Consider the following 22,874-nt stretch of genomic DNA (forward strand, 5'->3'; position numbering starts at 1 on the left):
AAACTGTCGGGCGCACTGTTTTTACGCCCGAATTCCGATCCTCACCTATCAACGCGTCTCAAAAAATCGGCGAGCTTTTGGCTGCTTTCGCGGGGGCACTCCACCGTGGCCCAATGGCCGCACCGATCGAGGGACAAGAATATCGCTCCCTTTATCCTGTCGGCAAGCGCCTGGCCGACGCTCATCGGATTGACCGTGTCGGCGTCGCCGGTAACCAAAAGGGTCGGCGCTGAAATCCGGCGCGTATCCACGGCAGCCGCCTTGGCCAGGGCTTCGCAGCTGCGGGCATAGGCTTCCGGGTCCTGCCTGGTGATGGATTCGCGCACGAAGGCGACGGCGGCCGGCGAGGTCTCCCTGGTATGGGCCGACAGTGCATTGGCGACGATCTGGTCGGCAATGTCGGCGATACCGCCTGATCGCGCCAATCGCGCACGGTTGGCAAGGCCTTGCCGCGTCGCCTCGGTCGGTTCGGCGAGCGCACCGAACAAGACTAGCGACCTGACCAGCGAGGGCTGCATCGCTGCGATCAACTGACACACGATCGTGCCCATGGAATGGCCGACGAAATGTGCCCGGGCGACGCCCATGCCAGCCATCGCACGGACGACCGCATCGCCCATGAGCTCGATCGTCAACGGATCGAGCGGCCGCGGCGAACGGCCGGAGCCCGGCAGGTCTAGGCGGATGACACGATAAGCCGACAGCGCTTCCAACTGCGGCTGGAACATGTTCGAGGTTCCGCCGAGACCGTGGATCATCACCACCGGTTCGCCCTCGCCGGTGCTTTCCGCGACTATCGGCCCGACGGTGACAGTCGTCATTGCACCCGCTCCACGATCCGGTTCTCCAGCGTACCGATGCCGTCGATCTCGACCCGGACAATGTCGCCGGCCTTGAGATATTTCGGCGGATCGAAGCCGATGCCGACACCGACCGGTGTGCCGGTGGCGATGATGTCGCCCGGCTTTAAAGTGATGCCTTGCGACAGCGTCGATATGATCGTCGGGATATCGAAGATGAGCAGCGATATTTTGGAATTCTGGCGAAGGTCGTCGTTGACGAAACAACGCACCGCAGCGTTTTCCAGGTCGAGCTCATCCTTGGTGATTGCCCATGGGCCCATCGGGCAAAACGTATCCTGCGACTTACCGATCAGCCACTGGCTGTATTTTCCCTGGAGATCTCGGGCGGTGACGTCATTGACGATCGTATAGCCCCAGACGTGATCGTAAGCGTCGGTTTTCGAGATGCCGCGCCCGCCCTTGCCGATAATGACGGCCAGTTCCGCCTCATAATCGATCGCAGTCGATATGGAAGGGTCGATCAGCACGCTCGAATGCGTTGCAACGACCGATTCCGGGACCTTCGAGAAAATGATTGGATGCTGTGGAATGGCGCCGGCAGCGGCGCTCGAATCGAAGCCGCTGCGGGCAAATTCATGGGCGTGCTCATGATAATTCTTGCCGACGCAAAAGATGTTGCGGGCAGGCAAAGGTATCGGCGCCTCGAGTTCGACCTGCGCCAGCGGTACCGGCGACAGCGTGCGCGGCATCCCGGCGCCGTTGCGCCGCAACAGCGCCAGCACACCCGACAATGCCTGTTCGACAGGAATATCGAATGGCGCGACCGACTGATTATCGACATCGACAACGCCGACGCGCCGTTCGCCGGCGATCGAAAACGTCGCGACCTTCATTCGTTCCTCCCTGAACCTTTTGTGAGCCAATATCTTGCTCTTTCGCTACACGCTATCGCCGATTGGTTTAGGCCGCAAGAGGGATTTCGTTGATTGGCTTGGCAAAACATGCCCAGGCCTCATCTGGTGCTGGACCAGCGGGGCACTGGCTGATAGTATTGGTTCAACATTGGATCAGATTAAAGTTCTCAACAAATGCCCAAGCTCGTCGCCAACGACATCGCCACTGTGCTGAAAAAGCGGATTTCGGCCGGCGAGTGGCTTCAGGACGGGCGAATGCCGCCCGAGCGCGACCTTGCGGCCGAGTTCGGCGTGGCGCGCAATACGGTGCGCCGCGCCGTCGGATTCCTGGAGGAGGACGGAACCGTTGTCCGGCATGTCGGGCGCGGCACTTTTCTGACCGCGACCAATCCCGATTCCATCGCGGCAACGGTCACGCGGATGGAAGGCACCAGCCCCGCCGACATGATGGAGATCAGGCAGCTGCTGGAGCCGGCGGCGGCGGCCTTCGCCGCCACCAATGCCAGCATGGCGGAACTAAACGCCGTTCGCGAAGCACATCAGATCGCATGCGCTGCCGAGGACATGCCGGATTTCGAGCATTGGGACGCCGAGTTCCATCACCGCGTCTTCGCCTGCTGCCGCAATGACTTCCTGAAAGAGATTCACAATCTCATGCGCACGATCCGCAACCAATCGCCTTGGTTCGAAATGAAAAAGCGCTCATTCTCGGAGGAGCGCAGGCGCGTTTATTGCGACGAGCATCAGACGATAGTGGATGCATTGCTGCGCCGTGATCCGGAAAGCGCCAACCAGGCGATGCTCGCCCATCTCAAGACAGTCGAGCGCAACCTTCTGGGCCGCTAGTAAACGCACTGGTCAAGGAGGGCGGGTGACACGCGTCCAACGACTAAGCCTTCAGCACCGAGACGGCCAATTCGCTGTTGTGGACGTATTCATTGGCGTCAGGCTGCTTCTGCACGAGCAGGATGAACAGCAGGTCGGTTAGCGTCAGTTGTGCGTCGCGCGCGGTTATCGATGACGAGCGCGCGCGCTCTTCATCGGCGATCGTGTGGAGGCGAATGTCGGCAACCTGGCTCAGCGGATTGTCGCGAAGTCCGGTGACGGCGATAACGGTGGTGCCACGTTTGCGGGCGAGTTCGGCTATCCGCAGGGTTTCGATGCTCGCCCCGGAATAGGAGAGCGCGAACAGCACGTCACCTCGTCCAAGCGTCGAGACATTGGCCATTTGCACATGGCTGTCGCTGTCGTGCAGCACGTTGCGGCCGAGCTTCATCAGCTTGTAGGAAAAATCGCGCGCCACCAGCGAGGATGCGCCGACGCCAGCCAAATGAATGCGGCGCGCACCGTTCAAGGCTTCAAGGGCCTTGCCGATTTCCTGCTCGGTGTTGGCCGCGACGGTCTGCTGCATCGACGAAAGCTTGCTGCCGATCAGCTTGCGCAGGATGACCAGATAGCTGTCGCCGACCTCGATCGAACCGTGGATCATGCCAGCCGGCACGTGCCATTCCTGCGACTTGGCCTCGCTGACGGCGAGCTTAAGCTCCTGATAGCTGGCATAGCCGAGCTTCTGGCTGAACTTGACGACGCTCGACTGGCTGCGGCCGATCTCGGCGGCAAGCCCCGCTGTCGATAGGCGGAGCATCTGGTCGGGATTGTCGACGATATAGCGCCCGATCTCGCGGTCGCCGGGCGCCATGATTTCGAGCTTGGCCTCGATCTTCTTCAGGACGGACATGCGTTCCCCCGTTGCCTGTCATCGACAATGCCAACCCAAGGAATAAATTATTCCGTCTCTGATTGACAGCCAAGAATGAACCATCAAATCTCGACCGGTGCGGTTTCGGCCCAGCCTTCGGGCACGTCGACGATTCGGACATGAAAGATCGTAGACTCGCCGACAGCTCGGGATTAGGTCAGAGCTATGGACAAATTGCGGATCGTCGGCGGGCGCAGGCTTGAGGGCGCGGTGACGATCTCCGGCGCCAAGAACGCGGCCTTGCCGCAAATAGCGGCGGCGTTGCTTAGCCCTTATCCGCTGCAGCTAACCAACCTGCCTGAGGTGACGGATGTCGACAACATGCTTGGCGTCGTCGGGCTTCATGGGGCCGAGGTCACCAGATCGGCGCATGCCGCCACAATCGATACCAGTGCTGCCGTCTCCAGGGAGACAAGCTACGATACAGTCAGGCGCATGCGCGCGACGGTGCTGGTTCTCGGTCCACTGCTTGCCCGCTTCGGCCATGCCCGGGTCTCGCTGCCTGGCGGCTGCGCGATCGGCGCACGGCCGGTCGACATGCATGTCGCCGCACTTGCCGCACTTGGCGCCGATATCGCGATCGAAAACGGACTGATCGTCGCGTCGGCGCCGGGCGGACTGAAAGGCGCGCGCATCGTTTTGAGCTCGCCGTCGGTCGGCGCGACCGAAACGGCGATGATGGCGGCGACGACTGCAAAAGCAGAAACCGAGATCCTCAACGCGGCGCGCGAGCCGGAGGTGGCCGATCTTGCCGCCTGCCTGAACGCCATGGGCGCGCGGATCGAGGGCGCTGGCACGCACCGCATCCTGATCGCGGGCAGCACAGACTGGCGCGCCGCCACGCACGACATCATCCCGGACCGGATAGAGGCCGGCACCTATGCCGTCGCAGCGGCTATTACCGGCGGCCAGCTCGAGCTGACTCATGCCCGGCTCGAGCACATGGCATCTGTCGTCCAGCTGCTCGAAGCAGCCGGTATGAAAATATGGCCGGGCGACCGCGGGCTGATCGTATCGAGAGACGGGTCGCTCAAGGCGGTCGACGTGACGACGGAGCCTTATCCGGGCTTTCCGACCGATCTCCAGGCGCAGTTCATGGCGTTGATGTGCTGTGCCGAGGGCGCTTCGCTGTTGCGCGAGACGATCTTCGAGAACCGCTTCATGCATGTGCCCGAACTGATGCGGCTCGGCGCCAACATCAAGCTGCAAGGCACCATGGCGCTGGTGCGCGGAGGCGAGAAGCTGAAGGGCGCGCAAGTGATGGCGACCGACCTGCGCGCCTCAGTCTCGCTGGTACTGGCGGCGCTGGTGTCGGAGGGCGAGACGACGATCAACCGCGTCTATCATCTCGACCGCGGATACGAGCAATTGGACCGCAAGCTTCGGCTGTGTGGCGCCCAGATCGAACGAATAAGGCAATGAGTGCCGGTGGGGCGTCTCCGCATTATTTCCTGGGCGTCGATGGCGGCGGAACCGGCTGCCGGGCGCGTATCGAAGACGAGGCGGGAACCGTGCTCGGGCAAGGCCTGTCGGGCCCGGCGACAACGCGGCTCGGTATAGAGGCGGCCTGGGCCTCGATTGCCAAAGCCTTTGGCGCGGCGATCGAAGAGGCAGGGTTCGCGGCGGCGGAAATCGCCAGAATCCGCGCCGGTGTCGGTGTTGCCGGTATCGGCCGTAAGGGTGCGCTCGAGGCGTTTCGTGGCATCGAACATCCCTTTGCGACCATCGACTTCGTCAGCGACGGCATCGCGGCTTGCCTTGGCGCGCATTCGGGTCAAGACGGCGCCATCGTCATAGCCGGGACCGGGTCGATCGGGCTCGGCTTTGTCGAAGGGCGCGACCTGCGCGTCGGCGGCTACGGTTTTCCGATTTCCGACGAGGGCAGCGGCGCCGATCTCGGACTAAAGGCAGTGCAGCTTGCCTTGCGAGCCCATGACGGCCGGCATGAGCGGACGGCGCTGCTGGCCGAGGTGATGCAGCGCTTCAGGGACGATCCGTTCGAGGCCGTGGCCTGGATGGACCGCGCCAGCGCGACGGACTATGCCGCCATGGCGCCGATGGTGATCCGCCATGCCGACCAGGGCGATCCGGCCGGTCGGCGGATCGTGCAGGGCGCTGCCGAGCAGATCGACACGTTCGTGCGGGTGCTGTTCGAAAAAGGCGCGCCGCGGATTACGCTGCTCGGAGGTTTGTCCAGCCCGCTTGAGCCATGGCTCGCTCCCGACGTCCGCCGACGGCCGAAGCCGGCCGACGGCGACGCGGTTTCGGGAGCCATAATCCTGGCCAGAAAATCGCTCTGCCGCCAGTGATGCCTTGCTCGGCAAGGAATATAATATTCCTGCTTTCCGTTGACAGAGAGAATATCGAATTCTAAAAAGTTAACGAAACAGAACCGGCGCAGCCGGTATCCGAGCCGACGGCCAGGTGCAGGCACTGGACGCCGCTTGCCGCGGGCATCACAGTCCTGCTCGCAGTCGCACTTGAAAGTAAGCGAAGTGGTCGAACAAGGGTTGATGTCGGAGCTGGAGCGGCTGGTTTCCGAGGACCGGAACCCGAAGACGATGGACATCGATCTGTTGCCGACCCTCGAGGTGCTGCGCAAGATCAATGACGAGGACAAAGGCGTTGCGGCAGCCGTCGAGAAGGTCATCCCCGACATTGCGGCGGTCGTGGACCGGATTGTGAGCGCGTTCCAGAACGGTGCACGCCTTGTCTATATGGGCGCCGGCACCAGCGGCCGGCTCGGCGTCCTCGACGCCTCGGAATGTCCGCCGACCTTCGGCGTACCCGAAGACATGGTGGTGGGCCTGATCGCCGGTGGTGTCGACGCACTGGTGCACTCTGCGGAAGGCGCTGAGGACGATCCGAAACAGGGAATAAAGGCGCTGCAGGACATCAAGCTGACCGCCGACGACGTGGTGGTCGGCATCGCTGTCAGCGGACGCACACCCTATGTCATCGGCGGCTTGACCTATGCCAAGGAGGTGGGAGCCACCACCGTGGCGCTGTCCTGCAATCCTCGATCAACCATCGCCGGCATTGCCGATATTGCCATCTCTCCGGTGGTTGGCCCGGAGGTCCTCACCGGCTCGACCCGGTTGAAATCGGGAACGGCGCAAAAGCTGGTGCTCAACATGCTGTCTACCGCCAGTATGATCCGTATCGGCAAGAGCTATCAGAATCTGATGGTTGACCTCAATCCAAGCAACAAGAAGCTTGTCGCCAGGGCGGTCAGGATCGTGATGCAGACGACCGGCTGCGCGGCACAGCAGGCACGACAGGCGCTCGACCAGACCGGCAATGATGTAAAACTGGCAATCCTGGTGACGATCACCGGCATGGGTGTCGAAGAAGCACGTAAGGCGCTTGCCAACGCGGGAGGTTTCCTGCGCAAGGCGATAGGCGAAAAGACCGTGTAAGACCGCATGGATGCTGGGCCGATGTTCCGGGGCGTGTGTCCCTTTGAAGCGGTCCGGGGAACTGCAAGGCATCTGGGTTAACAATAATGGGAGACGACAATGGTACGGCACATTGGCAAGAAACTGCTTTCCGGCATGACGCTCGCGGCAATGGTTGGCCTCGCCGCGCTACCGGTGCAGGCGAGTGCGGCGACGCTGCATATGGCGTGGTCGCAGGACGCCACCGGTCTTGATCCCCACAAGCAGACGGCATTCTCCTCACTGCGGCTGCTGGAGCTGATCTACGAACCGCTGGTGCGGCTCGACGCAAACCTGCAAATCACGCCCGCGATTGCCGATTCATGGCAGTTCTCGCCGGACGGCAAGGAGCTGAGCTTCAAGCTCAATCCGAAAGCAAAATTCCAGAACGGCGCCGCCGTGACCTCGGCCGACGTCAAGGCATCGTTCGAGCGCATACTCGACGAGAAGACGGGCGCTGCGGCGCGCGCCAACTTTCTCTCGATCGCCAGCATCGACACGCCCGATCCAGCCACCGTCGTGTTCCACCTCTCGCAGCCGGATGTGCCGATCCTGACGGCGATGAGCGACGTCAATGCGGCGATCGTCCCGGCAAGCGAAATCACGGCCGGCTCGATTGGCACGACGACGATCGGCTCAGGTCCGTTCAAGCTCGAGAAATGGGATCCGAATTCCAAGGAAGTGCTTGTGGCCAACAAGGATTGGGCGGGCGGCACGATCGGTGTCGACGGCATCGAGATCAGCGTGTTGCCGGACGAGACGGCGATCCTGGCAGCGATGCGCACCAAGCAGATCGATTTTGCCCTGCTCAACGATCCGCTTGTCGCCACGCTGGTGCCCAAGGAAGCCAGCCTGCAGTTGAACCGCGTGCCGGTACTTGCCTATCACGTGCTGCAGCTCAATCCTTCCCGCAAGCCGATGACCGAACTCAAGGTGCGTCAGGCGATCTCCTGCGCCATCGACCGGCAGGAAGTGCTGGACACCGCCTCGCTCGGCGAAGGCAAGGTCACCGGCCCGCTGACCATCCCGGCGCTGGCGACCGATCCAAGCAAGTTGTTCTGCTATAAGCGCGACATTGTGAAGGCCAAGCAGTTGATGACTGAGGCCGGCTATGCCGACGGCTTTTCGGCGACCGTGATCGGCGCCACCGGCGAGCCGCCGACGGCAGCGGCGGAAGCCCAGGTCATCCAGTCGCAACTCGCAGAAATCGGCGTCAAGCTCGACATCAAGATGATGGAGCTCAACGTCTACGTCGATGCCTGGCTAAAGGGTGATTTCGACATGGCCGTCGCGCTGAACGGCGGCAGGGCCGATCCCTACACTATGTACAACCGCTACTGGACCAAGACGGGCAATCTGCAGAAGGTCGCGAACTATATCGACGACACGCTGGACAGCCTTATGCAGAAGGGCCGCACCGAGACCGACCCGGCAGCGCGCAAAGCGATCTTCGCCGACTTCGAGAAGCACATCACTGAGATGTCGCCCTGGATCTGGCTCTACACGTCCTACAGCTACACGGCACAGCAGAAGAATATCGCAGGATTCGAACCGGTGCCGACAGGTTCGCTGTTCAGCCTCGCCAAGGTGACGATCCAGTAGCTCTTTGATGCCGGACGAGAGGATGTTCTTCGCGTGAACTATCTGATGCGGCGACTGGCGACCTTCCCTCTCGTCCTGCTTGGCGTGTCCATCGTGGTGTTCCTGGCGATCCGGATGGTTCCGGGCGATTCGATCACGGCAATGCTGGGGACCGAAGCCGGCCTGCTGACGCCGCAGCAGCGCGATGCGCTTGCAGCTTATTTCGGCATCGACCAGCCCTGGTTCATCCAGTACTGGCGCTGGCTGCTTGGTCTTTTCCAAGGTAATCTCGGCATTTCGTCCACCTATGGCAGGCCGGTGCTCGACGTCATCCTCGAGCGTTTCCCCCTAACATTGGAGCTCGCCCTGCTGTCGATGGTCATCGCCCTGGTTGTCGGCATGCCGGCCGGGATTTTTGCCGCCACCCATAATGAAAAGCTGTCCGACCTCGGCGTGCGCGTTGTCGCAATGATCGGGCAGTCGACGCCGAACTTCGTCCTTGCCCTGCTGATCATCTACACGCTGTCGGCGGGGTTTGGCGTTTTGCCGGCGATGGGCGAGTTTTCGCCGCTGTGGCAGGATCCGCTGCGCAATCTCGGCCAGCTGTTGCTGCCTGCGGTCACGCTTGGATTTGCCTTCGCGGCTTCGGTGACCCGCATATCGCGTTCGGCGATGCTCGATGTGCTCAGCGACGACTATGTCAGGACGGCGCGCAGCAAGGGCGTTTCGGCGCGCGACGTCATCTGGCGGCATGCTTTGCCCAACGCGCTCATCCCGGTCGTGACGCTGAGCGGCATAGAGTTCGGCTATCTCCTGGGCGGGGCAGTCATCGTCGAGCAGATCTTTGCGCTGCCCGGTCTCGGCCGCATGGTTCTGGATGCCATCCTGCAGCGCGACTATGCGCTGGTGCAGGGAAGCGTGCTGTTCATCGCCTTCAACTTCATGATCGTCAATCTCCTAGTCGACCTCGCCTATGTCGCGCTCGACCCGCGTATTCGGCTAAGCGAGCACTGATGGCGACATTGCGGGCTATACTTGCGCACACCAGCGGCCGCATCGGCGGTGCCATCGTTGCGCTTTATCTGCTGCTTGCCGTACTTGGCATGCTGGGGCTGACGCCGGACAATCCGCTGACGCAGCACCGGGTCGAGCGGCTGCATGCGCCTGACAGCATGTACTGGATGGGCACGGATCTGTTCGGCCGCGATGTCGCAAGCCGGCTGATGACCGGGATCGGCCAGTCCTTCATCGTGGCCTTCTTTTCGGTCGCCTTCGCGACACTGGCCGGCACGGTGCTCGGGCTGGCGGCAGCCTGGTTCGGGCGCCGCTGGGACGGCCTGGTAATGCGGATCATGGACGTTCTGCTGGCGTTCCCGGCGATCCTGCTGGCGCTGCTGATCGTCGCGGTTGCGGGACCGGGAACCTCCACCAGCGTCATTGCCATCGCCATCGTCTACACGCCGATCTTCACGCGCGTCGTGCGAGGTCCGGCTCTGTCGCTCAAGGCGCGCGAGTTCGTCGACGCGGCCCGCACGTTCGGCAGCAGTGCGGGCTATATCGTAACACGGCATCTGCTGCTCAATCTGGTGGCGCCACTGACGGTTCAGGTGACGCTGGCGCTGGCCTGGGCACTGCTGACCGAAGCCGGCTTAAGCTTCCTCGGGCTCGGCACGCAGCCGCCCGCCGCGTCGCTCGGCCTGATGCTGAGCGACAGCCGCAATCTGATGGAGACAGCGCCTTGGCTGATGATCTTCCCGGGCGTGGCAATCATGATCAGCATCCTCGGTTTCAACCTGCTCGGCGATGCGTTGCGCGATGTCCTCGACCCGATGATGCGGAGATCGATCGCATGATCCCGCTGCTGTCCGTCAGCGGATTGCGCGTCGGCTTCGGCCGCAACCCGAAAGCCAATGAGGTCGTGCGCGGCGTCAGCTTCGATCTCGCCGACGGCGAAACGCTGGCCATCGTCGGCGAAAGCGGCTCGGGCAAATCGGTTACGGCGCTGTCGATCAATCGCCTCGTCGATTATGGCGGCGGCCGCATCACCGCGGGCTCGATCAAGCTGAGGCGGGCCGACTACAGCATCTTCGACCTGACCGCCGCGACCGAGCCGCAACTGACGAAGATCCGCGGCGGCGAAATAGGCATGATCTTCCAGGAGCCGATGACCTCGCTCAATCCGGTGCTGACCATCGGCAGGCAGATCGAGGAATCGTTTCGCCTGCATCGCGGCCTGACCGGCCGGCAAGCGACGGCGGCGGCCAAGGACGCGCTCGACCGCGTGCGTATTCCCGACGCTGCACGGCGGCTGAAATACACGCCCAACCAGCTTTCGGGCGGCATGCTGCAGCGGGTGATGATCGCCATGGCGCTCGCGTGCAACCCGCGCCTGCTCATTGCCGACGAGCCAACGACGGCGCTGGATGTTACGGTGCAGGCGCAGATCATGGCGCTGCTCGCCGAGTTGAAGCAGGAAACCGGGATGTCGATGATCTTCATCACCCACGACATCGGTCTGGTTGCGGGCATCGCCGACAAGATCATGGTGATGCAAAGCGGAGAAGCTGTCGAGCAGGGCGCGCTGAACCAGATATTGGACGATCCGCGGCATCCCTATACGCGGCATCTGCTGCATGCGGTGCCGCATTTCACCGACGGCAGTGCGACACGCAGGGACGCGCAACGCGAAAAGCAAAAAGCTGCCGAGCCGGCGCTGAAGGTCGATGGCCTCGTGGTGCGATTTCCGGTCAAGGGTGGTTTTCTCAGCCGTACCAGCGGTGCCGTCCATGCCGTTGACGGTGTGGATTTCGAGCTGATGCCGGGCGAGACATTGGCGGTCGTCGGCGAGAGCGGTTCCGGAAAGTCCACCACCGCCCGCGCGATTCTGGGGCTGGTGCGCTCGACGCGCGGCACAATCTCGGCCAGCGCGCGTAAGGCCGCCGCCGGGCAGAGCGCCCTTCCCGTGCAGATGGTGTTCCAGAATCCCTATGGCTCGCTCAATCCCAGACTCACCGTGGAAAACATTCTCGCGGAGCCGGTGATCGCTACCGGCGGACGGATAACTGCTGAAGCGCGGGCGAAAATGGCCGCGCTGTTGAAACGCGTCGGCCTTCCGGAAAACAGCCTGCAGCGCTATCCGCACGAATTCTCCGGCGGCCAGCGGCAACGCCTGTGCATCGCTCGCGCGCTGATGCTCAATCCTTCGGTTGTCGTCCTCGACGAAGCGGTTTCGGCGCTCGATGTGTCGGTGCAGGCCAGGGTGCTGGAGCTTTTGATCGAGCTGCAGCGTGAATTCGGGCTGGCCTATCTGTTCATCTCGCATGACATGGCTGTCGTCGAGCGGATCGCCCATCGCATCGCGGTCATCTATGCCGGCCAGATCGTCGAGATCGGCGATGCCAGATCGGTGCTCTCGGAGCCGAAGCACTCCTATACCAAACAGCTTATCGCGGCCGTTCCCTCCATAGATCGGCGGCATGAACGTTTCGAGCTGGATACGCGCCAGGTCCCCTCGCTCGTGCGTCCGCTGGGATTTGAGCCAGGCCCGGCCAATTGGCAGCAATTCGGGCCGGATCATAGAGCACGGGTGGAAGTGTGATGATTGTCGCCCAAAGATATGAAAGGCCAGAGGGACAGCACCCCCCTCTGTCCTGCCGGACATCTCCCCGGCAAGGGGGGAGATTGGATGTCGCGTCGGCTTTCGCCAATTTTCAACGCGGAAGGAAATGGGCGCGGGGGGCGAAACTGCCAATCTCCCCCCTTGCGGGGGAGATGTCCGGCAGGACAGAGGGGGGTGGGAAGGATCACTGCCTCTCAGACGGAGGCTGGCGTTGACCGACCTCGCCCAGCTTTTCAACCGCGCGTTCGCGCCGCTCGAAGCGGCGGTGACGGAGGGCCGTATTCCAGGCGGCGTGTTGGGTCTCGTCGAGCGCGGCGGCACACGGATGGTGCGGGCGACAGGCCTCGCCCAGCGCGTGCCTGATATCAGGCCGATGCATATCGAAACATGGTTCGATCTGGCGTCGCTGACCAAAGTCATCTTCACCACGCCGCGAATCCTGGCGCTGGCGGAACAAGGGGTCATCGATCTCGACGCACCGCTGATCTCGGTGCTGCCCGACCTGCGCCAATATGACGAAAAAGCATGGGAACGGAAGGTGACGTTTCGCCAGTGTCTCGGTCATCAGACGCCGTTTCCCGCCGTTGCGCCGATCTACACCTATGGGCGTGACCCCGAGCTGCTGCGCGCCTTCATCCTGCAGCGCGAATGGCAGGCTGGGGAGCCGGTCTATTCCGATATCAACTTCATCCTGCTCGGCTTTGTTCTGGAGCGCCTGTCCGGCAAGACCATTCGCGACATGGATCCCGGCCCGGGCTTCGCGTTCTCCGCCGAACCGGATCGAGCGGCGGCGACCGAAGACTGCACATGGCGCCATCGCGTGCTGTCAGGCGAGGTCCACGACGACAATTGCTCGGCATTGCAAGGGGCCGCTCACGCCGGGCTGTTCGGAACGGCAGCTTCGGTCCTCGACTTTGCGCGAGGGCTGCTCGACGGGACCGGCGCGTCGCAGCGTTCGATAGCGCTGATGCGCACGCCCTTGTCGGCAACCCGCACCCATGGCTGGGAGCGACCCTACGAAGGCTGGTCCGGCGGCGCGCTGTGCAGCCCCGAAACCATCGGGCATACCGGCTTCACCGGCACCGGGCTGTGGATCGACTTCGACGAAGGCAGAGCATGGACCTTGCTCACCAATCGGATTCATCCGACACGTCATTTCAACAGCGGGATCGCAGCGCTTCGCCAAGTGGTCGGCGATCTCGTCAATGGAGCCTGACAGTCATGAATCCGAAAAATGCCGAACCAATGTGGGCCGTCGGACTGATGACCGGCACCGTGCTGGACGGCAATATCGACGTCGCGCTGATCAAGACCGACGGCGAGCGGATCGCTGATTTCGGCACCTACACGCTGGCCCCCTACCCGCAGTCGATCCGGACCTTGCTGGAAGAGACGCTTGGCCAGGCAAGGAGCTGGAATTTCACCGGGCCGGAACCGGCAATCTTCCACGAGGCGGAGGAGGCGCTGACGCGCGCCCAGTCCGCGGCGGTCAAGGATCTTGTCGAAAGCCACGGCCTGACCATGGCCGACATCGGCGTCGTCGGCTTCCACGGCCAGACCGTGCTGCATCGTGCCCCGCAAGCCGGCCGGCTCGGCCAGACCCGCCAGCTTGGCGATGGCGAACTGATGCATGCCATCCTGGGCACTAAAGTCGCCTATGACTTCCGCTCGGCCGACATGCGCGCCGGCGGCCAGGGCGGGCCGCTGTCGGCCGCCTATCACGCCGCGCTGCTGCGCGAAGCCGACGCCAGCGGCGACACGGCGGTGCTCAATCTCGGCGGCGTCGCCAACATCACCTGGTGGGACGGCAAGGACAATGTCGTCGCCTTCGACACCGGGCCGGCCAATGCACCGCTGAACGATTTCATCAAGTCGAAGGGGCTCGGCGAAATGGACCGCGACGGCGCCTTTGCGCGCGCCGGCACGGTCGACGAGGCACGGCTGGCCAAGCTCCTGCAGCATCCCTACTTGACCAAGCCCTATCCGAAATCGCTGGATCGGTTCGATTTCGGCGCCTCGATGGCGGACGGGATGAATGCCGAGGATGGCGCAGCCCTGCTGACGGCCTTCACCGCGGCCGCCGTCGGCAAGGCGCTCGATCTTCTACCACACCGGCCGAAGCGGCTGGTGGTCAGCGGCGGCGGTCGACACAACCCGACGATGATGGCCATGCTTGCCAGCCGCGCCGGTGTCGACGCCGTGCCGGCCGAGGCGATGGGCTGGAAGGGCGATGCGGTGGAGGCGGAGTGCTTTGCCTTCCTGGCAGTGCGCGTGCTCAGAGGCTTGCCGATCAGCTTCCCCAGTACTACCGGTGTGCCCCAGCCGATGCGCGGCGGACGCCTTGCCGGCTAATCAAGCCGCCAATCTCTTCTGCAGGAAGATACGGCTGCGGCCCATGGGAAAATCGGCAAGCACGCCGAAGGACTGATAGCCCTGGCGCTCATAGGCCTTGGCAGCCTTGGGATTGAACGTGTCGATCCAGGCGCCGTGGCAGCCGCGCGCCATTGCCTCCCTCTCGGCCGCTTCGAGCATCCGGCCGGCCATGCGCTGGCCGCGCAGCCGTTCATCCACCCAGAGCCATTGCACATAGAGCCAGCCCCAGGCGGTATATCCCGAGATGCCGGCGACAATAGCACCGCGCTCATCGCGTACGAACACGGCCAATGCCTTCCTGCCGGAGGCACCGACATCACTGTCGTTGAACGCCGCAAGCCGCTCCCCGAGAAAAGCGAGTTCCTGCGGCAGGGGATTGGCGGTTGTCTCAAGCGTTGTATTGTCCATCCATCAAGCATCTATCGAAGGACCGGACCGAGACGCAAGCCTGGCTGCGCTATAGCTTCGGCGAACGCCACGCCGCCGCCGCAGCAGCGATCAGCATCAGCAAGGCTGCAACCAGCGCCGATGCCGCAAAACCGAATGTGGAATAAAGCGGTCCGAACGCCGTGGTGCCGACGAACACCGCGAGATAGGTGACCGCGCTGTTCAGACCCATGATCGTGCCGCGGCGCGCAGGATCGAGCGCCGAGAGGCGCATCACCAGGACGTTCAATCCGAAATGATTGGCAAGGCCCCAGACGGCTATCATCGCTATGGTCAAATGGAAACTACCGCTCGCCGCGGCAATCGCGACATAGACGACCGCGACGAGCAGGTAGGCAAACGGCATGACACGCCGCGCACCCAGGCGATCGATAACGCCGTCAAGAAGTGCCGCCGCACCAAAGCCGGCGCCATAGGCGAGCGCGGCAAGCCCATTGGCACTGACCGGCCGTCCCAAGCCATTGTGAAGGTGATCGCCAAGATAGCCGTAGACGCCGTAGAACGCGGTCATGAAGGCGGCGCAGGCAACCAGAAGCGGCACGATGCCGGGAACGCTCAAGGCGCCCAGCGGGGTCGGCGCCGGACCGCTCTTCCTGACATCGCTCAGCGACGTCAGCGACAGGCTGGCCAAGGCGAGTGTTGCAAGCACCGCGACCGCCGCGAAAACGGCGCGCCAATGCACCAGATCGGCAAGTACGGCCGACAGCGAAACCCCGGCGACCATGCTCAGTGTCCAGCCGGTCAGCACGACCCCTATAGTGCCGCTTTCACGACCGGGCGGTGCAATCGCGGCGGAGCTGGCGTAGATTGCCGGCATGGCGACACCTGCAGCGATGCCGGCGAGAAGCTGGGCCGCGACCAGCGCCGTCACTGTCGGCGCAGCGGCGCTGGCGACGAGCGCTATCGCCAGCAGCAGCAACGCTCCTTGCAGCATGCGGCGGGCACCAAGCCGGTCGATATAGCGCGCCAGGAACAAGGCGCTCGCCGACGTACCGAGTCCGAACGCGGCGGACGCGATCATAACCGCCGGCACACTTGTGCCGAACGACGTGGCCACGGCCGGTGCGATCGGACCGAGCACCAGCGAGTTCGAGCCGATCACGGCAATGCACCCGGTCAGCAGGTAAGCGAGTGCCGGGATTGGCGGCTTGGGGGCAGCTGCGAATGTGGCGACTTGATCAGTGTTCGACATATGGCAATAATGGCCGTATTAAATTCTGCATCAATCGGGAATTTTAATATGAATGAAGAAACAGATGGCATTCCGCAGAACAGGCCTGCCGCCCGCGATATCGATGTAACCGACCGAAAGATATTAGGCGTTCTGGTCGACGATGCCACGATCAGCTATGCCGAGCTCGGCGACCGCGTCGGCCTTTCACCGCCGGCAGCCCATGAACGCGTCAAGCGCCTCCGGCGCAGCGGCGCCATCCGCAACACCGCGGTCATCATCGATCCCAAGGCGGTGCGCAAGCCGCTGCTTGCCTTCGTCCATATCGACACGAAGGGGTGGGGAAAGACGCCGGAGCTGATGGCAATTTCCGAACACCCCGAAGTCGAGGAGATCCACTCGGTGGCCGGCGACACATGCATGCTGATCAAGGTCCGCACCGAGGACACGCGGGCACTCGAAGGGCTGCTGTCGCGCCTGTACGAAACACCCGGCGTTACCTCGACGCGAAGCTACGTCGTGCTCTCGACCTATCTCGAGCGGCCGGTGCAGCCGGGGATTACGACGGAGTGGCCGACGCCCCGACACATGGCCAAGCCGCTCTATTAACTCAAACGATCCTCACGCGTATCCAAAGTCGAACCGGGAACGTCTTAGGCACTGCATCCTGTGGATCGGGCCGGTTTCGTTTTCGCCGGTTCCTTGGGTCCGACCGATGTCTGTTGCGCAACCGGAGACACGCGATGAGAAAATTGATCGTGGGCAGCTTCATCTCGCTGGACGGCGTCATCGAGGCACCAATGGAATGGGCCTCGCCCTTCTTCGACGAGGAGATGAAGGAGCACTCCTATGAAAAGGCCGGCGAGGCGGATTTTTTCCTGCTCGGCCGCGTCACCTATGAAATGTTTTCGGCGCGTTGGCCGCAGGTCAAAGGCAGCAAGTACATGGACCGCATGAACGGGCTGAAGAAGCTCGTCGCGTCGCGCAGCCTCAAGGAAGTAAGCTGGAACGCGTCGCTGATCGAAGGCGACGTCGCTGCCGAAATCGCTGGTATCAAGCAGCAAAGCGGCGGCAACATATTGAAGTATGGAGTGAGCAATCTCGACCAGACGCTGCTCGCCAACAGGCTTGTCGACGAGTATCAACTCTCGATCGTGCCGACCCGCGTTGGCCAAGGCAAACGCGCTTTCCAGGATGTCGACCCGTCGCTGGTCAAGCTGGAGCTTATAGATACGCACCGTTTCAAGAACGGCGTCATTACGCTGACCTATGTCCCGCAATGATCGTGTACCATGAAGATGCAGCCTAGACTTGACCCGACAGGGCTTTTCGACGTCCGCTATGCCGGCTTCCTGGGAACAGTCGCGCATTTGCGTGGACGGCTGCACCGCTACTGCGCACGCATGACCGGTTCGGCGCTCGACGCCGAAGACGTGATGCAAGAGGCGCTGTTCGAGGCGTATCGGAAGATCGAGAAGCTGGACGATGCGAGCGCCCTTCGCCCCTGGCTGTTTCGCATCGCGCATAATCGCTGCATCGATTTCCTGCGAAGCCGGCAGGTGCGCCAGCAGGCTGAGGCCAATTTCGCCGAGGACGAGATCATCCTGCCGGTCGAGCCGGCGGGCCAGGGCGCCGATCGCGCGATCGAACGGCTGGTGATCCACCTGCCCCCCAAGGAACGCGCCTGTGTCCTGCTCAAGGATGTATTCGACTATTCGCTAGAAGAGATTGCCGATCTCGTCGGCTCGACGGTGGGTGGCGTCAAGGCCGCGTTGAACCGTGGCCGCTCGAAATTGGCCGCCTTGTCGGGCGAGCCAATCGTCCGTTCGGAGCGCCAAAGCGATCCGGAACTTCTGGAATTGCTCAGGCGCTATGTCGAATTGTTCAACCGCCGCGACTGGGACGGCGTACGGGCGCTGACCAGCGCCGACGCACAATTGCGGGTCGCGGATTGCTTCAAGGGCAGGCTGTCGGAATCACCTTACTTCGTCGAATACGAAAGAGCCTCGACGGCCTGGAAAATAGCGATTGGCGAGATTGATGGCGAGGCGGTGCTGCTCGTGCTCCACCATGGCGAAGCCGGTTGGAAGCCGGCCCATCCCGTTCGGATCGAAGCCGCCGGCGGGATCATAAATCGCATCACCGATTATTATGCCTGCCCCTGGATCATGCCGACGGCTGGTTCGGTGGTCGTTTCCGGGCGGCCTAACTGTCCGGCATCGACCTCAATGAAATGGGATCGATGCCGGACAAGACATAGGCGGCCTACTGAAGCTTCGCCTGCAAGGCGTTGACGTCATCCGTCGTCATTTCGCCGTCGGTCGTCACCTTGCCGTCGACGATCTTCCAGAGCCGGAACGGGCCCGTGATGTCGCCATACTTATCGAAGGCGACCGGACCGATGACGCCTTCGTAGCGGATCGGCTTGCCCTCCTTGATCAGGCTGAGCGCCTTGGCGAACTCGTCCTTGCCGGCATAGATCGGCGTACCGGCCGGGTCGACCGCCTTGTACATCGCATCCTTGATTTTGGCCGGATCCTCAGAGCCGGCAATGGCGATTGCCAAGCCGACAATGGCGCCGGCATCATAGGACCGGTCGGCTGCGGGATTGGAGGGTTCGATGCCCGAAAATTCCTTGTAGTTCTTGGTGAAATACTCGGTCGATGCGGTCGGGCTGGTGCCCGAGGACGTGCCGTAGGCGTCCTTCAAATAGTCGGCGCCGACGGATTCGATGAAGTCCGGGCTGTTCATGCCGTCATTGAGCAGGAATTTCTGGACACCGCCCTGCGAAATCCAGGTGCGGGCGATGGTTGCGCCGTCGACAGGTGTGCTGACGAGATAAAGCCCATCGGGCTCGCCGGCCATCGCCGCGGTAACTTCCGAGGCATAGCTCGATTGCTTTTCATTGTAGGGCGTGTCGGAGACGATGGTGCCGCCGAGCGCCTTATAGGCGCGCGAAAATTCCGCCACCATGTTGACGCCGAAGTCGTTGTTGACGTGGACGACCGACAGCTTCTTGAAACCCTTGTCGATGGCGTATTTGGCGGCGGCGACGCCTTGCAGTGCGTCCGAGGTGATGGTGCGGAAGAAAATGCCGTTGGTCTTGCCGTCGCGCCCAAGCGCCGTCAGCGTCGGCGACGAGGAAGCAGGCGACACCTGGACGATCTTGGCCGGAGCGGTGACCGAGGTCAGGATCGGAATCGACACCGAGGAGATGATGCCGCCGATGATCACCGGCACCTTCTTGACCTGCACGAGCTGCGTCGCGGCATCGACGGCGATGTTGCCCTGGCTCTGGCTGTCGCGGGTGTCGGTCGCTAGATCGCAGCCGCGCACGCCGCCCGCCTCGTTGATATCGCGGAAGGCCATTTCGACCGATTTGGCGCCTGCCTGGCCGTACTCGCCGGCCGGGCCTGTCAGTTCCATGACAAGGCCGACGGTGATCTTGCAATCGGCGGCTTGCGCTGCACCGGCCGCTGTCAGCAGAGCGAGCGCGGTGGTGATCTGAAGTATGGTCTTTTTCATTGTTGTTCCCCTTTCGTTACACGACTCTCATTGATGTCTTGAGCCCTGTTCAGCCTTCAGGCATCTGCAGCCAGGTTTCATGCAGATGTCGCCATTCGACGCCGTTGGGCGCCGATGAACTGGTGGTGAAAACGGCACTCGAGCGACGGCGGCTGTGCTTGCCGGCGCGCTGCTGTGCTTCGATGTAACAGACGAGGATCGTGTCGCCTTGTTGCCAGCCGGCCCGGATATCCTCGATCGAGATACTGAAATCGCCCTCAGAGGTGGCGCGGCTTGCCCTGACATGGTCGAGCACCGCGTCACGATCGAGGACCTTGCCATCCGGCGCAACCATGCAGAAGCCTTCGCCCATGACGTGCTCGAAGCGCCTGAAATCTGCATTGTCCGCACTCGCCGCATTGAACCAGTCGACGAAGAAGCGGTGGAGATCGACCACCTCGGCGCTGGCGCGGGAAAGCAAGGAGGGCTTTTCGTCCATGGCCGCGTTCATTTCCTGCCTGCATTCAAATTGTAATGCATGATCGAGCCGTGGCGGCCGTGACGGTCGCGTTCCAATGTGTAGACGTCGCCCAGCGGCCCACGGCTTTGCGCGATCACGGCAGCGATCCTCGCCCGGTCGTCGACATCGAGCGCGATGTCCATGATTCTGGCATTGGCAAGGGCGTGCGCCTGGTTGCGGGCGCCGACGATGACGGCCGCCACTTGCGGCTGCTCCAGCACCCAGGCGCTGGCGATGGTGGCGATATCGACGCCGTGGCGGTCGGCGACGGCCTTCAGTGTGCGAAGCAACTCTTGGAAAAGCTCCCAACCGCCGAAGTCGTCGATGATCAGCTTGTATTTCACCAGCGACCGGTTTTCGAGCGGCGTCTGCGGCTCGGTAACGCCAAGCCATTTTTCGCTGAGGAAGCCGCCCGCCACCGAACCGTAGCAGAGGAAACTGACGCCATGCCGGCTGGCGAGTGCTGCAAGGCTGTTGGCCGGCCGCTGGTCGAGCACGGAGTATTGCAATTGCTGGCTGACCAGCGGCACACCTGCGGCCAGGATCTCGGCCAGCCGCGGCGTGTCGAAGTTCGTGGTGCCAATGTTGCGCACCTTGCCTTTCCTGCGGATTTCGTCGAGCCAGCCCATCGCATCGACATAGCGGGGCACCGAATAGTCCCACCAATGGAACTGCACAAGATCGAGCCGCTCAGTCTTCAACCGCCGCAGCGACTGGTCGACGATGCTGCTGATGTAGTCGCGGCTGATCGTGGAAAGCCGCTCGAGGTCAGGCACCAGCTTGGTGTGCACCTTCATCTTGGCGGCAGCGTCGAGGCCACGCTCATTGGCAAGGCGCAGGCGCGCCGCGCCGATCAGCTCTTCGACACCGGTATAGATATCGGCGCAATCATAGGTCCTGATGCCGGCGTCGAAGGTGACGATCAGGTCGGTCACCGCCTGTTGGCAGTCGATCGCGCCGTGCCCGCCGGCAAGCTGCCAGCCGCCGCGAATGACGCGCGAGATCGTGTAGCCGGGGCTGAGCTCGAATGCCTTGGCGGTCATCTCCGGTCATTCTCCTTGGGCAGCGGCACCGCCGTGGTCTCTGAATGGCTGAACCGCCGCTTGCCGGTCCTGATGATCCGCAGCCGGCTGGCGCAATTGGGATCGGGACAGGCGATCTCGGCGTCCGATGTCATCCAGTCGTTCCTGTGGGTCGGGCGCTGCTTTGCTGCTAGAAGCGGCAACACGGCCGCGATGGAATAGATCGAGAAACCTTGCCCCGCCGGCATCGACAGCATCTCGCCCTTCAACTCGAAATGGTCGCCGGGCTTGGCGCCGCAATAGATCGGCTTACCCTTGGGGATGACCGCCTCGACGCGAAGGTCGAAGAGTTCGAAACTGTCGTCGGTCTCAGCCATTCAGATCTCCACCCGGGTGAAGGTGATGTCGCAGGCGCCGTTGCGGCGGATCACGCCACAAGCGGCTGCGAATTTATCGCGCTCCTCAGGCAGCACCTGCGCGACGACGCTTCCGGCAAGCCAGCCGATCGGGAACAGCAGGCGTGCACCCTGTCCATAAAACAAGCCGATGTCGAAGATGGCATTCGGGTTGCCACCCCACATACGCGGCGGCACGTAGCACAACACGATGTCGCCTGGCTGCGGCGTCAGCGTTGCATTCTCCGCTGGCAAGGGCCGGGCATAGGTTTGGCCCTCAAGTTCGGCTGATGGAACCGGGCAGGAGATTTCCGGCCCCGTCCACATCGCATGGATGCCGGCAACGATTCGCGGCCGGTCGAGATAGGCCAGCAGGAAGGCGGCGTTGTCAGGCGCCTTTTCAGGCAACAGCAGCGCGGTCACGGAAAGCTGTGAGCGCGGCTCGGTGATGCTGATGCCAGGCGCCGTCATGCCCTCAATCCTTCCTTGCTTGTGGACTGAAGTTTGTCGCGCAGGAAGGCGAAAGGCCGGCTTATGTCGGCCACCAGCGCCTCGCGCGCCGCTTGCGCATCCTGCCTGGAAAGCGCTGCGACGATGCTGCGGTGGTAGTGGGCGGTATCGACCTCTCCGGCATCCGAAAAGGCGTAGATGGCGACGCGGATACAAGGTCCGGATTGGAGCCACAGGCTCTCGATCATCGGGATCAGCACGGCGGAACCGCAGCAGCGGTAGATCTCGAAGTGGAAGCTCTGGTTGAGCGTCGCCTCGCGATCGATATCCTTCTTGTGCTTCAGCGCCCGCATCTCGTCCCATTCGCCGAGCATGGCCTCGACCGAAGCAATCTGGCGCGCGTTCATGCGCGTCGCGGCCAAGGCGATCGCTTCACCCTCGATCAGAGAGCGGGCCCGCAAGAGGTCGTCGATGCGCTCCAGCGTGATCGGCGGCACGCGCACCGAGCGGTTGGGAAGCGCCTCCAGCGCCTTCTCGGTGATCAGCCTTCCGAGCGCCTCGCGCACCGGCATGGTGCTGGTGACCAGCGCGTCGGCGAGGCCGCGGATGGTCAGAACCTGGCTCGGCTCGAAAAGGCCGCCGATCAAGGCGCGGCGCAGCTCCGAATAGACGCGATCCTGCACGGTCTCGCGCCCGACCGGCGTAAGCTGGGCGGCGATCACCTCATTGTTCTTTTCGATGGCGGCCTTCTGCATGGGCAGTCCCGGTCTCTGGCCCGTTTTCGGCTTGCGCAAGAAATTAAAGCCGAATAGCGTGATCAAAGCAAGTGTGATCACAAATCAAATCATAGGCGACGAAGATCGCTTTCGGCCAGAGGGA

At 62.7% G+C, this 22,874-nt stretch carries 24 protein-coding genes; 13 read left to right on the forward strand and 11 right to left on the reverse strand.

Annotated features, from left to right (window positions below):
• Positions 1 to 41 precede the first annotated feature (41 nt).
• Positions 42 to 821 (reverse strand): alpha/beta fold hydrolase, encoded by a 780-nt coding sequence (locus NKH21_RS18550; protein ID WP_352660567.1) that lies wholly within the window; start codon positions 819 to 821, stop codon positions 42 to 44.
• Positions 818 to 1,696, reverse strand: a complete 879-nt coding sequence (locus tag NKH21_RS18555; protein ID WP_352660564.1) for a fumarylacetoacetate hydrolase family protein — start codon at positions 1,694 to 1,696, stop codon at positions 818 to 820. The genes NKH21_RS18550 and NKH21_RS18555 overlap by 4 nt, the downstream gene beginning before the upstream one ends.
• Positions 1,697 to 1,891: 195 nt before the next feature.
• On the opposite strand from NKH21_RS18555, the gene NKH21_RS18560 reads away from it, so the two are divergent.
• Positions 1,892 to 2,563 carry a FadR/GntR family transcriptional regulator gene (locus NKH21_RS18560; RefSeq protein ID WP_352660561.1) on the forward strand — a complete coding sequence of 224 codons (672 nt, stop codon included), beginning with the start codon at positions 1,892 to 1,894 and terminating at the stop codon, positions 2,561 to 2,563.
• Between the two features lie 43 nt (positions 2,564 to 2,606).
• On the opposite strand, the gene NKH21_RS18565 is transcribed toward NKH21_RS18560, so the two are convergent.
• Positions 2,607 to 3,455 (reverse strand): MurR/RpiR family transcriptional regulator, encoded by an 849-nt coding sequence (locus tag NKH21_RS18565; RefSeq protein ID WP_352660559.1) that lies wholly within the window; start codon positions 3,453 to 3,455, stop codon positions 2,607 to 2,609.
• 186 nt (positions 3,456 to 3,641) lie between these two features.
• Between NKH21_RS18565 and murA the strand changes: the two genes are divergently transcribed.
• From murA to NKH21_RS18610, 9 genes are all read left to right on the forward strand, one after another.
• Positions 3,642 to 4,898 (forward strand): UDP-N-acetylglucosamine 1-carboxyvinyltransferase, encoded by a 1,257-nt coding sequence (gene murA, locus NKH21_RS18570; protein ID WP_352660556.1) that lies wholly within the window; start codon positions 3,642 to 3,644, stop codon positions 4,896 to 4,898.
• A complete protein-coding gene (locus NKH21_RS18575; RefSeq protein ID WP_352866737.1) occupies positions 4,895 to 5,785 on the forward strand; it encodes a glucosamine kinase nucleotide-binding domain-containing protein in 891 nt (296 codons plus the stop codon). Before murA ends, NKH21_RS18575 begins: the two co-directional genes overlap by 4 nt.
• A 186-nt stretch (positions 5,786 to 5,971) precedes the next feature.
• A complete protein-coding gene (murQ, locus tag NKH21_RS18580; protein ID WP_352661298.1) occupies positions 5,972 to 6,895 on the forward strand; it encodes an N-acetylmuramic acid 6-phosphate etherase in 924 nt (307 codons plus the stop codon).
• Positions 6,896 to 6,994: 99 nt separating this feature from the next.
• A complete protein-coding gene (locus NKH21_RS18585; protein WP_352660552.1) occupies positions 6,995 to 8,515 on the forward strand; it encodes an ABC transporter substrate-binding protein in 1,521 nt (506 codons plus the stop codon).
• 33 nt (positions 8,516 to 8,548) lie between these two features.
• Entirely contained in the window at positions 8,549 to 9,508 is a 960-nt protein-coding gene (locus NKH21_RS18590) for an ABC transporter permease (RefSeq protein ID WP_352660550.1), read from the forward strand.
• Positions 9,508 to 10,347, forward strand: a complete 840-nt coding sequence (locus tag NKH21_RS18595; protein ID WP_352660548.1) for an ABC transporter permease — start codon at positions 9,508 to 9,510, stop codon at positions 10,345 to 10,347. The genes NKH21_RS18590 and NKH21_RS18595 overlap by 1 nt, the downstream gene beginning before the upstream one ends.
• The gene (locus NKH21_RS18600) at positions 10,344 to 12,092 is read left to right on the forward strand and encodes an ABC transporter ATP-binding protein (RefSeq protein WP_352660546.1); all 1,749 of its coding nucleotides are present in this window, start codon (positions 10,344 to 10,346) and stop codon (positions 12,090 to 12,092) included. The genes NKH21_RS18595 and NKH21_RS18600 overlap by 4 nt, the downstream gene beginning before the upstream one ends.
• Before the next feature lie 232 nt (positions 12,093 to 12,324).
• Entirely contained in the window at positions 12,325 to 13,329 is a 1,005-nt protein-coding gene (locus NKH21_RS18605) for a serine hydrolase domain-containing protein (protein ID WP_352660544.1), read from the forward strand.
• A gap of 5 nt (positions 13,330 to 13,334) precedes the next feature.
• Positions 13,335 to 14,465: an anhydro-N-acetylmuramic acid kinase gene (locus tag NKH21_RS18610; RefSeq protein ID WP_352660541.1), complete on the forward strand. Its 1,131-nt coding sequence runs from the start codon at positions 13,335 to 13,337 to the stop codon at positions 14,463 to 14,465.
• Here NKH21_RS18610 and NKH21_RS18615 read toward each other — a convergent pair whose 3' ends face one another.
• Together NKH21_RS18615 and NKH21_RS18620 are read right to left on the reverse strand one after the other, a co-directional pair.
• Positions 14,466 to 14,894, reverse strand: coding sequence for a GNAT family N-acetyltransferase (locus NKH21_RS18615; protein ID WP_352660538.1), 429 nt, complete (start codon positions 14,892 to 14,894; stop codon positions 14,466 to 14,468).
• 49 nt (positions 14,895 to 14,943) lie between these two features.
• Positions 14,944 to 16,125: an MFS transporter gene (locus NKH21_RS18620; RefSeq protein WP_352660535.1), complete on the reverse strand. Its 1,182-nt coding sequence runs from the start codon at positions 16,123 to 16,125 to the stop codon at positions 14,944 to 14,946.
• 48 nt (positions 16,126 to 16,173) lie between these two features.
• Between NKH21_RS18620 and NKH21_RS18625 the strand changes: the two genes are divergently transcribed.
• The 3 genes from NKH21_RS18625 (at position 16,174) to NKH21_RS18635 (ending at position 18,398) form a co-directional block, all read left to right on the forward strand.
• Positions 16,174 to 16,713, forward strand: a complete 540-nt coding sequence (locus NKH21_RS18625) for an Lrp/AsnC family transcriptional regulator (RefSeq protein ID WP_352660532.1) — start codon at positions 16,174 to 16,176, stop codon at positions 16,711 to 16,713.
• Between the two features lie 134 nt (positions 16,714 to 16,847).
• Positions 16,848 to 17,387: a dihydrofolate reductase family protein gene (locus tag NKH21_RS18630; RefSeq protein ID WP_352660529.1), complete on the forward strand. Its 540-nt coding sequence runs from the start codon at positions 16,848 to 16,850 to the stop codon at positions 17,385 to 17,387.
• A 9-nt stretch (positions 17,388 to 17,396) separates the two neighbouring features.
• Positions 17,397 to 18,398, forward strand: coding sequence for a sigma-70 family RNA polymerase sigma factor (locus NKH21_RS18635; protein ID WP_352660526.1), 1,002 nt, complete (start codon positions 17,397 to 17,399; stop codon positions 18,396 to 18,398).
• Here the strand turns inward: NKH21_RS18635 and NKH21_RS18640 are convergent.
• Genes NKH21_RS18640 through NKH21_RS18665 form a run of 6 tightly spaced genes read right to left on the reverse strand, consistent with a single transcriptional unit; the run spans position 18,370 to position 22,750 of the window.
• Positions 18,370 to 19,629 (reverse strand): ABC transporter substrate-binding protein, encoded by a 1,260-nt coding sequence (locus NKH21_RS18640; protein ID WP_352866745.1) that lies wholly within the window; start codon positions 19,627 to 19,629, stop codon positions 18,370 to 18,372. The two genes, NKH21_RS18635 and NKH21_RS18640, sit on opposite strands and share 29 nt — an antisense overlap.
• Before the next feature lie 49 nt (positions 19,630 to 19,678).
• The gene (locus NKH21_RS18645; protein WP_352660520.1) at positions 19,679 to 20,107 is read right to left on the reverse strand and encodes a DUF4440 domain-containing protein; all 429 of its coding nucleotides are present in this window, start codon (positions 20,105 to 20,107) and stop codon (positions 19,679 to 19,681) included.
• 8 nt (positions 20,108 to 20,115) lie between these two features.
• Positions 20,116 to 21,171, reverse strand: coding sequence for an aldo/keto reductase (locus NKH21_RS18650; protein WP_352660517.1), 1,056 nt, complete (start codon positions 21,169 to 21,171; stop codon positions 20,116 to 20,118).
• The gene (locus NKH21_RS18655; protein ID WP_352660514.1) at positions 21,168 to 21,527 is read right to left on the reverse strand and encodes a TIGR04076 family protein; all 360 of its coding nucleotides are present in this window, start codon (positions 21,525 to 21,527) and stop codon (positions 21,168 to 21,170) included. Before NKH21_RS18655 ends, NKH21_RS18650 begins: the two co-directional genes overlap by 4 nt.
• Positions 21,528 to 22,016, reverse strand: coding sequence for a DUF3830 family protein (locus NKH21_RS18660; protein WP_352660511.1), 489 nt, complete (start codon positions 22,014 to 22,016; stop codon positions 21,528 to 21,530).
• Positions 22,013 to 22,750, reverse strand: coding sequence for a GntR family transcriptional regulator (locus tag NKH21_RS18665; protein WP_352465994.1), 738 nt, complete (start codon positions 22,748 to 22,750; stop codon positions 22,013 to 22,015). The genes NKH21_RS18660 and NKH21_RS18665 overlap by 4 nt, the downstream gene beginning before the upstream one ends.
• Positions 22,751 to 22,874 lie beyond the last annotated feature (124 nt).

The sequence above is a fragment of the Mesorhizobium sp. M1329 genome (genome assembly GCF_040318035.1).
In the GTDB taxonomy this organism is placed as follows: Bacteria; Pseudomonadota; Alphaproteobacteria; order Rhizobiales; family Rhizobiaceae; genus Mesorhizobium.

What these genes read in the sequence shown, in the direction of transcription:
- NKH21_RS18615 (WP_352660538.1), bottom strand. Translation starts at nt 14,894, where the DNA reads ATGGACAATACAACGCTTGAGACAACCGCCAATCCCCTGCCGCAGGAA.
- NKH21_RS18665 (WP_352465994.1), bottom strand. Translation starts at nt 22,750, where the DNA reads ATGCAGAAGGCCGCCATCGAAAAGAACAATGAGGTGATCGCCGCCCAG.
- NKH21_RS18560 (WP_352660561.1), top strand. Translation starts at nt 1,892, where the DNA reads ATGCCCAAGCTCGTCGCCAACGACATCGCCACTGTGCTGAAAAAGCGG.
- NKH21_RS18575 (WP_352866737.1), top strand. Translation starts at nt 4,895, where the DNA reads ATGAGTGCCGGTGGGGCGTCTCCGCATTATTTCCTGGGCGTCGATGGC.
- NKH21_RS18555 (WP_352660564.1), bottom strand. Translation starts at nt 1,696, where the DNA reads ATGAAGGTCGCGACGTTTTCGATCGCCGGCGAACGGCGCGTCGGCGTT.
- NKH21_RS18600 (WP_352660546.1), top strand. Translation starts at nt 10,344, where the DNA reads ATGATCCCGCTGCTGTCCGTCAGCGGATTGCGCGTCGGCTTCGGCCGC.
- NKH21_RS18660 (WP_352660511.1), bottom strand. Translation starts at nt 22,016, where the DNA reads ATGACGGCGCCTGGCATCAGCATCACCGAGCCGCGCTCACAGCTTTCC.
- NKH21_RS18650 (WP_352660517.1), bottom strand. Translation starts at nt 21,171, where the DNA reads ATGACCGCCAAGGCATTCGAGCTCAGCCCCGGCTACACGATCTCGCGC.
- NKH21_RS18630 (WP_352660529.1), top strand. Translation starts at nt 16,848, where the DNA reads ATGAGAAAATTGATCGTGGGCAGCTTCATCTCGCTGGACGGCGTCATC.
- NKH21_RS18610 (WP_352660541.1), top strand. Translation starts at nt 13,335, where the DNA reads ATGAATCCGAAAAATGCCGAACCAATGTGGGCCGTCGGACTGATGACC.
- NKH21_RS18635 (WP_352660526.1), top strand. Translation starts at nt 17,397, where the DNA reads ATGAAGATGCAGCCTAGACTTGACCCGACAGGGCTTTTCGACGTCCGC.
- NKH21_RS18595 (WP_352660548.1), top strand. Translation starts at nt 9,508, where the DNA reads ATGGCGACATTGCGGGCTATACTTGCGCACACCAGCGGCCGCATCGGC.
- murA (WP_352660556.1), top strand. Translation starts at nt 3,642, where the DNA reads ATGGACAAATTGCGGATCGTCGGCGGGCGCAGGCTTGAGGGCGCGGTG.
- NKH21_RS18585 (WP_352660552.1), top strand. Translation starts at nt 6,995, where the DNA reads ATGGTACGGCACATTGGCAAGAAACTGCTTTCCGGCATGACGCTCGCG.
- NKH21_RS18625 (WP_352660532.1), top strand. Translation starts at nt 16,174, where the DNA reads ATGAATGAAGAAACAGATGGCATTCCGCAGAACAGGCCTGCCGCCCGC.
- NKH21_RS18655 (WP_352660514.1), bottom strand. Translation starts at nt 21,527, where the DNA reads ATGGCTGAGACCGACGACAGTTTCGAACTCTTCGACCTTCGCGTCGAG.
- NKH21_RS18620 (WP_352660535.1), bottom strand. Translation starts at nt 16,125, where the DNA reads ATGTCGAACACTGATCAAGTCGCCACATTCGCAGCTGCCCCCAAGCCG.
- NKH21_RS18640 (WP_352866745.1), bottom strand. Translation starts at nt 19,629, where the DNA reads ATGAAAAAGACCATACTTCAGATCACCACCGCGCTCGCTCTGCTGACA.
- NKH21_RS18645 (WP_352660520.1), bottom strand. Translation starts at nt 20,107, where the DNA reads ATGGACGAAAAGCCCTCCTTGCTTTCCCGCGCCAGCGCCGAGGTGGTC.
- NKH21_RS18550 (WP_352660567.1), bottom strand. Translation starts at nt 821, where the DNA reads ATGACGACTGTCACCGTCGGGCCGATAGTCGCGGAAAGCACCGGCGAG.
- NKH21_RS18565 (WP_352660559.1), bottom strand. Translation starts at nt 3,455, where the DNA reads ATGTCCGTCCTGAAGAAGATCGAGGCCAAGCTCGAAATCATGGCGCCC.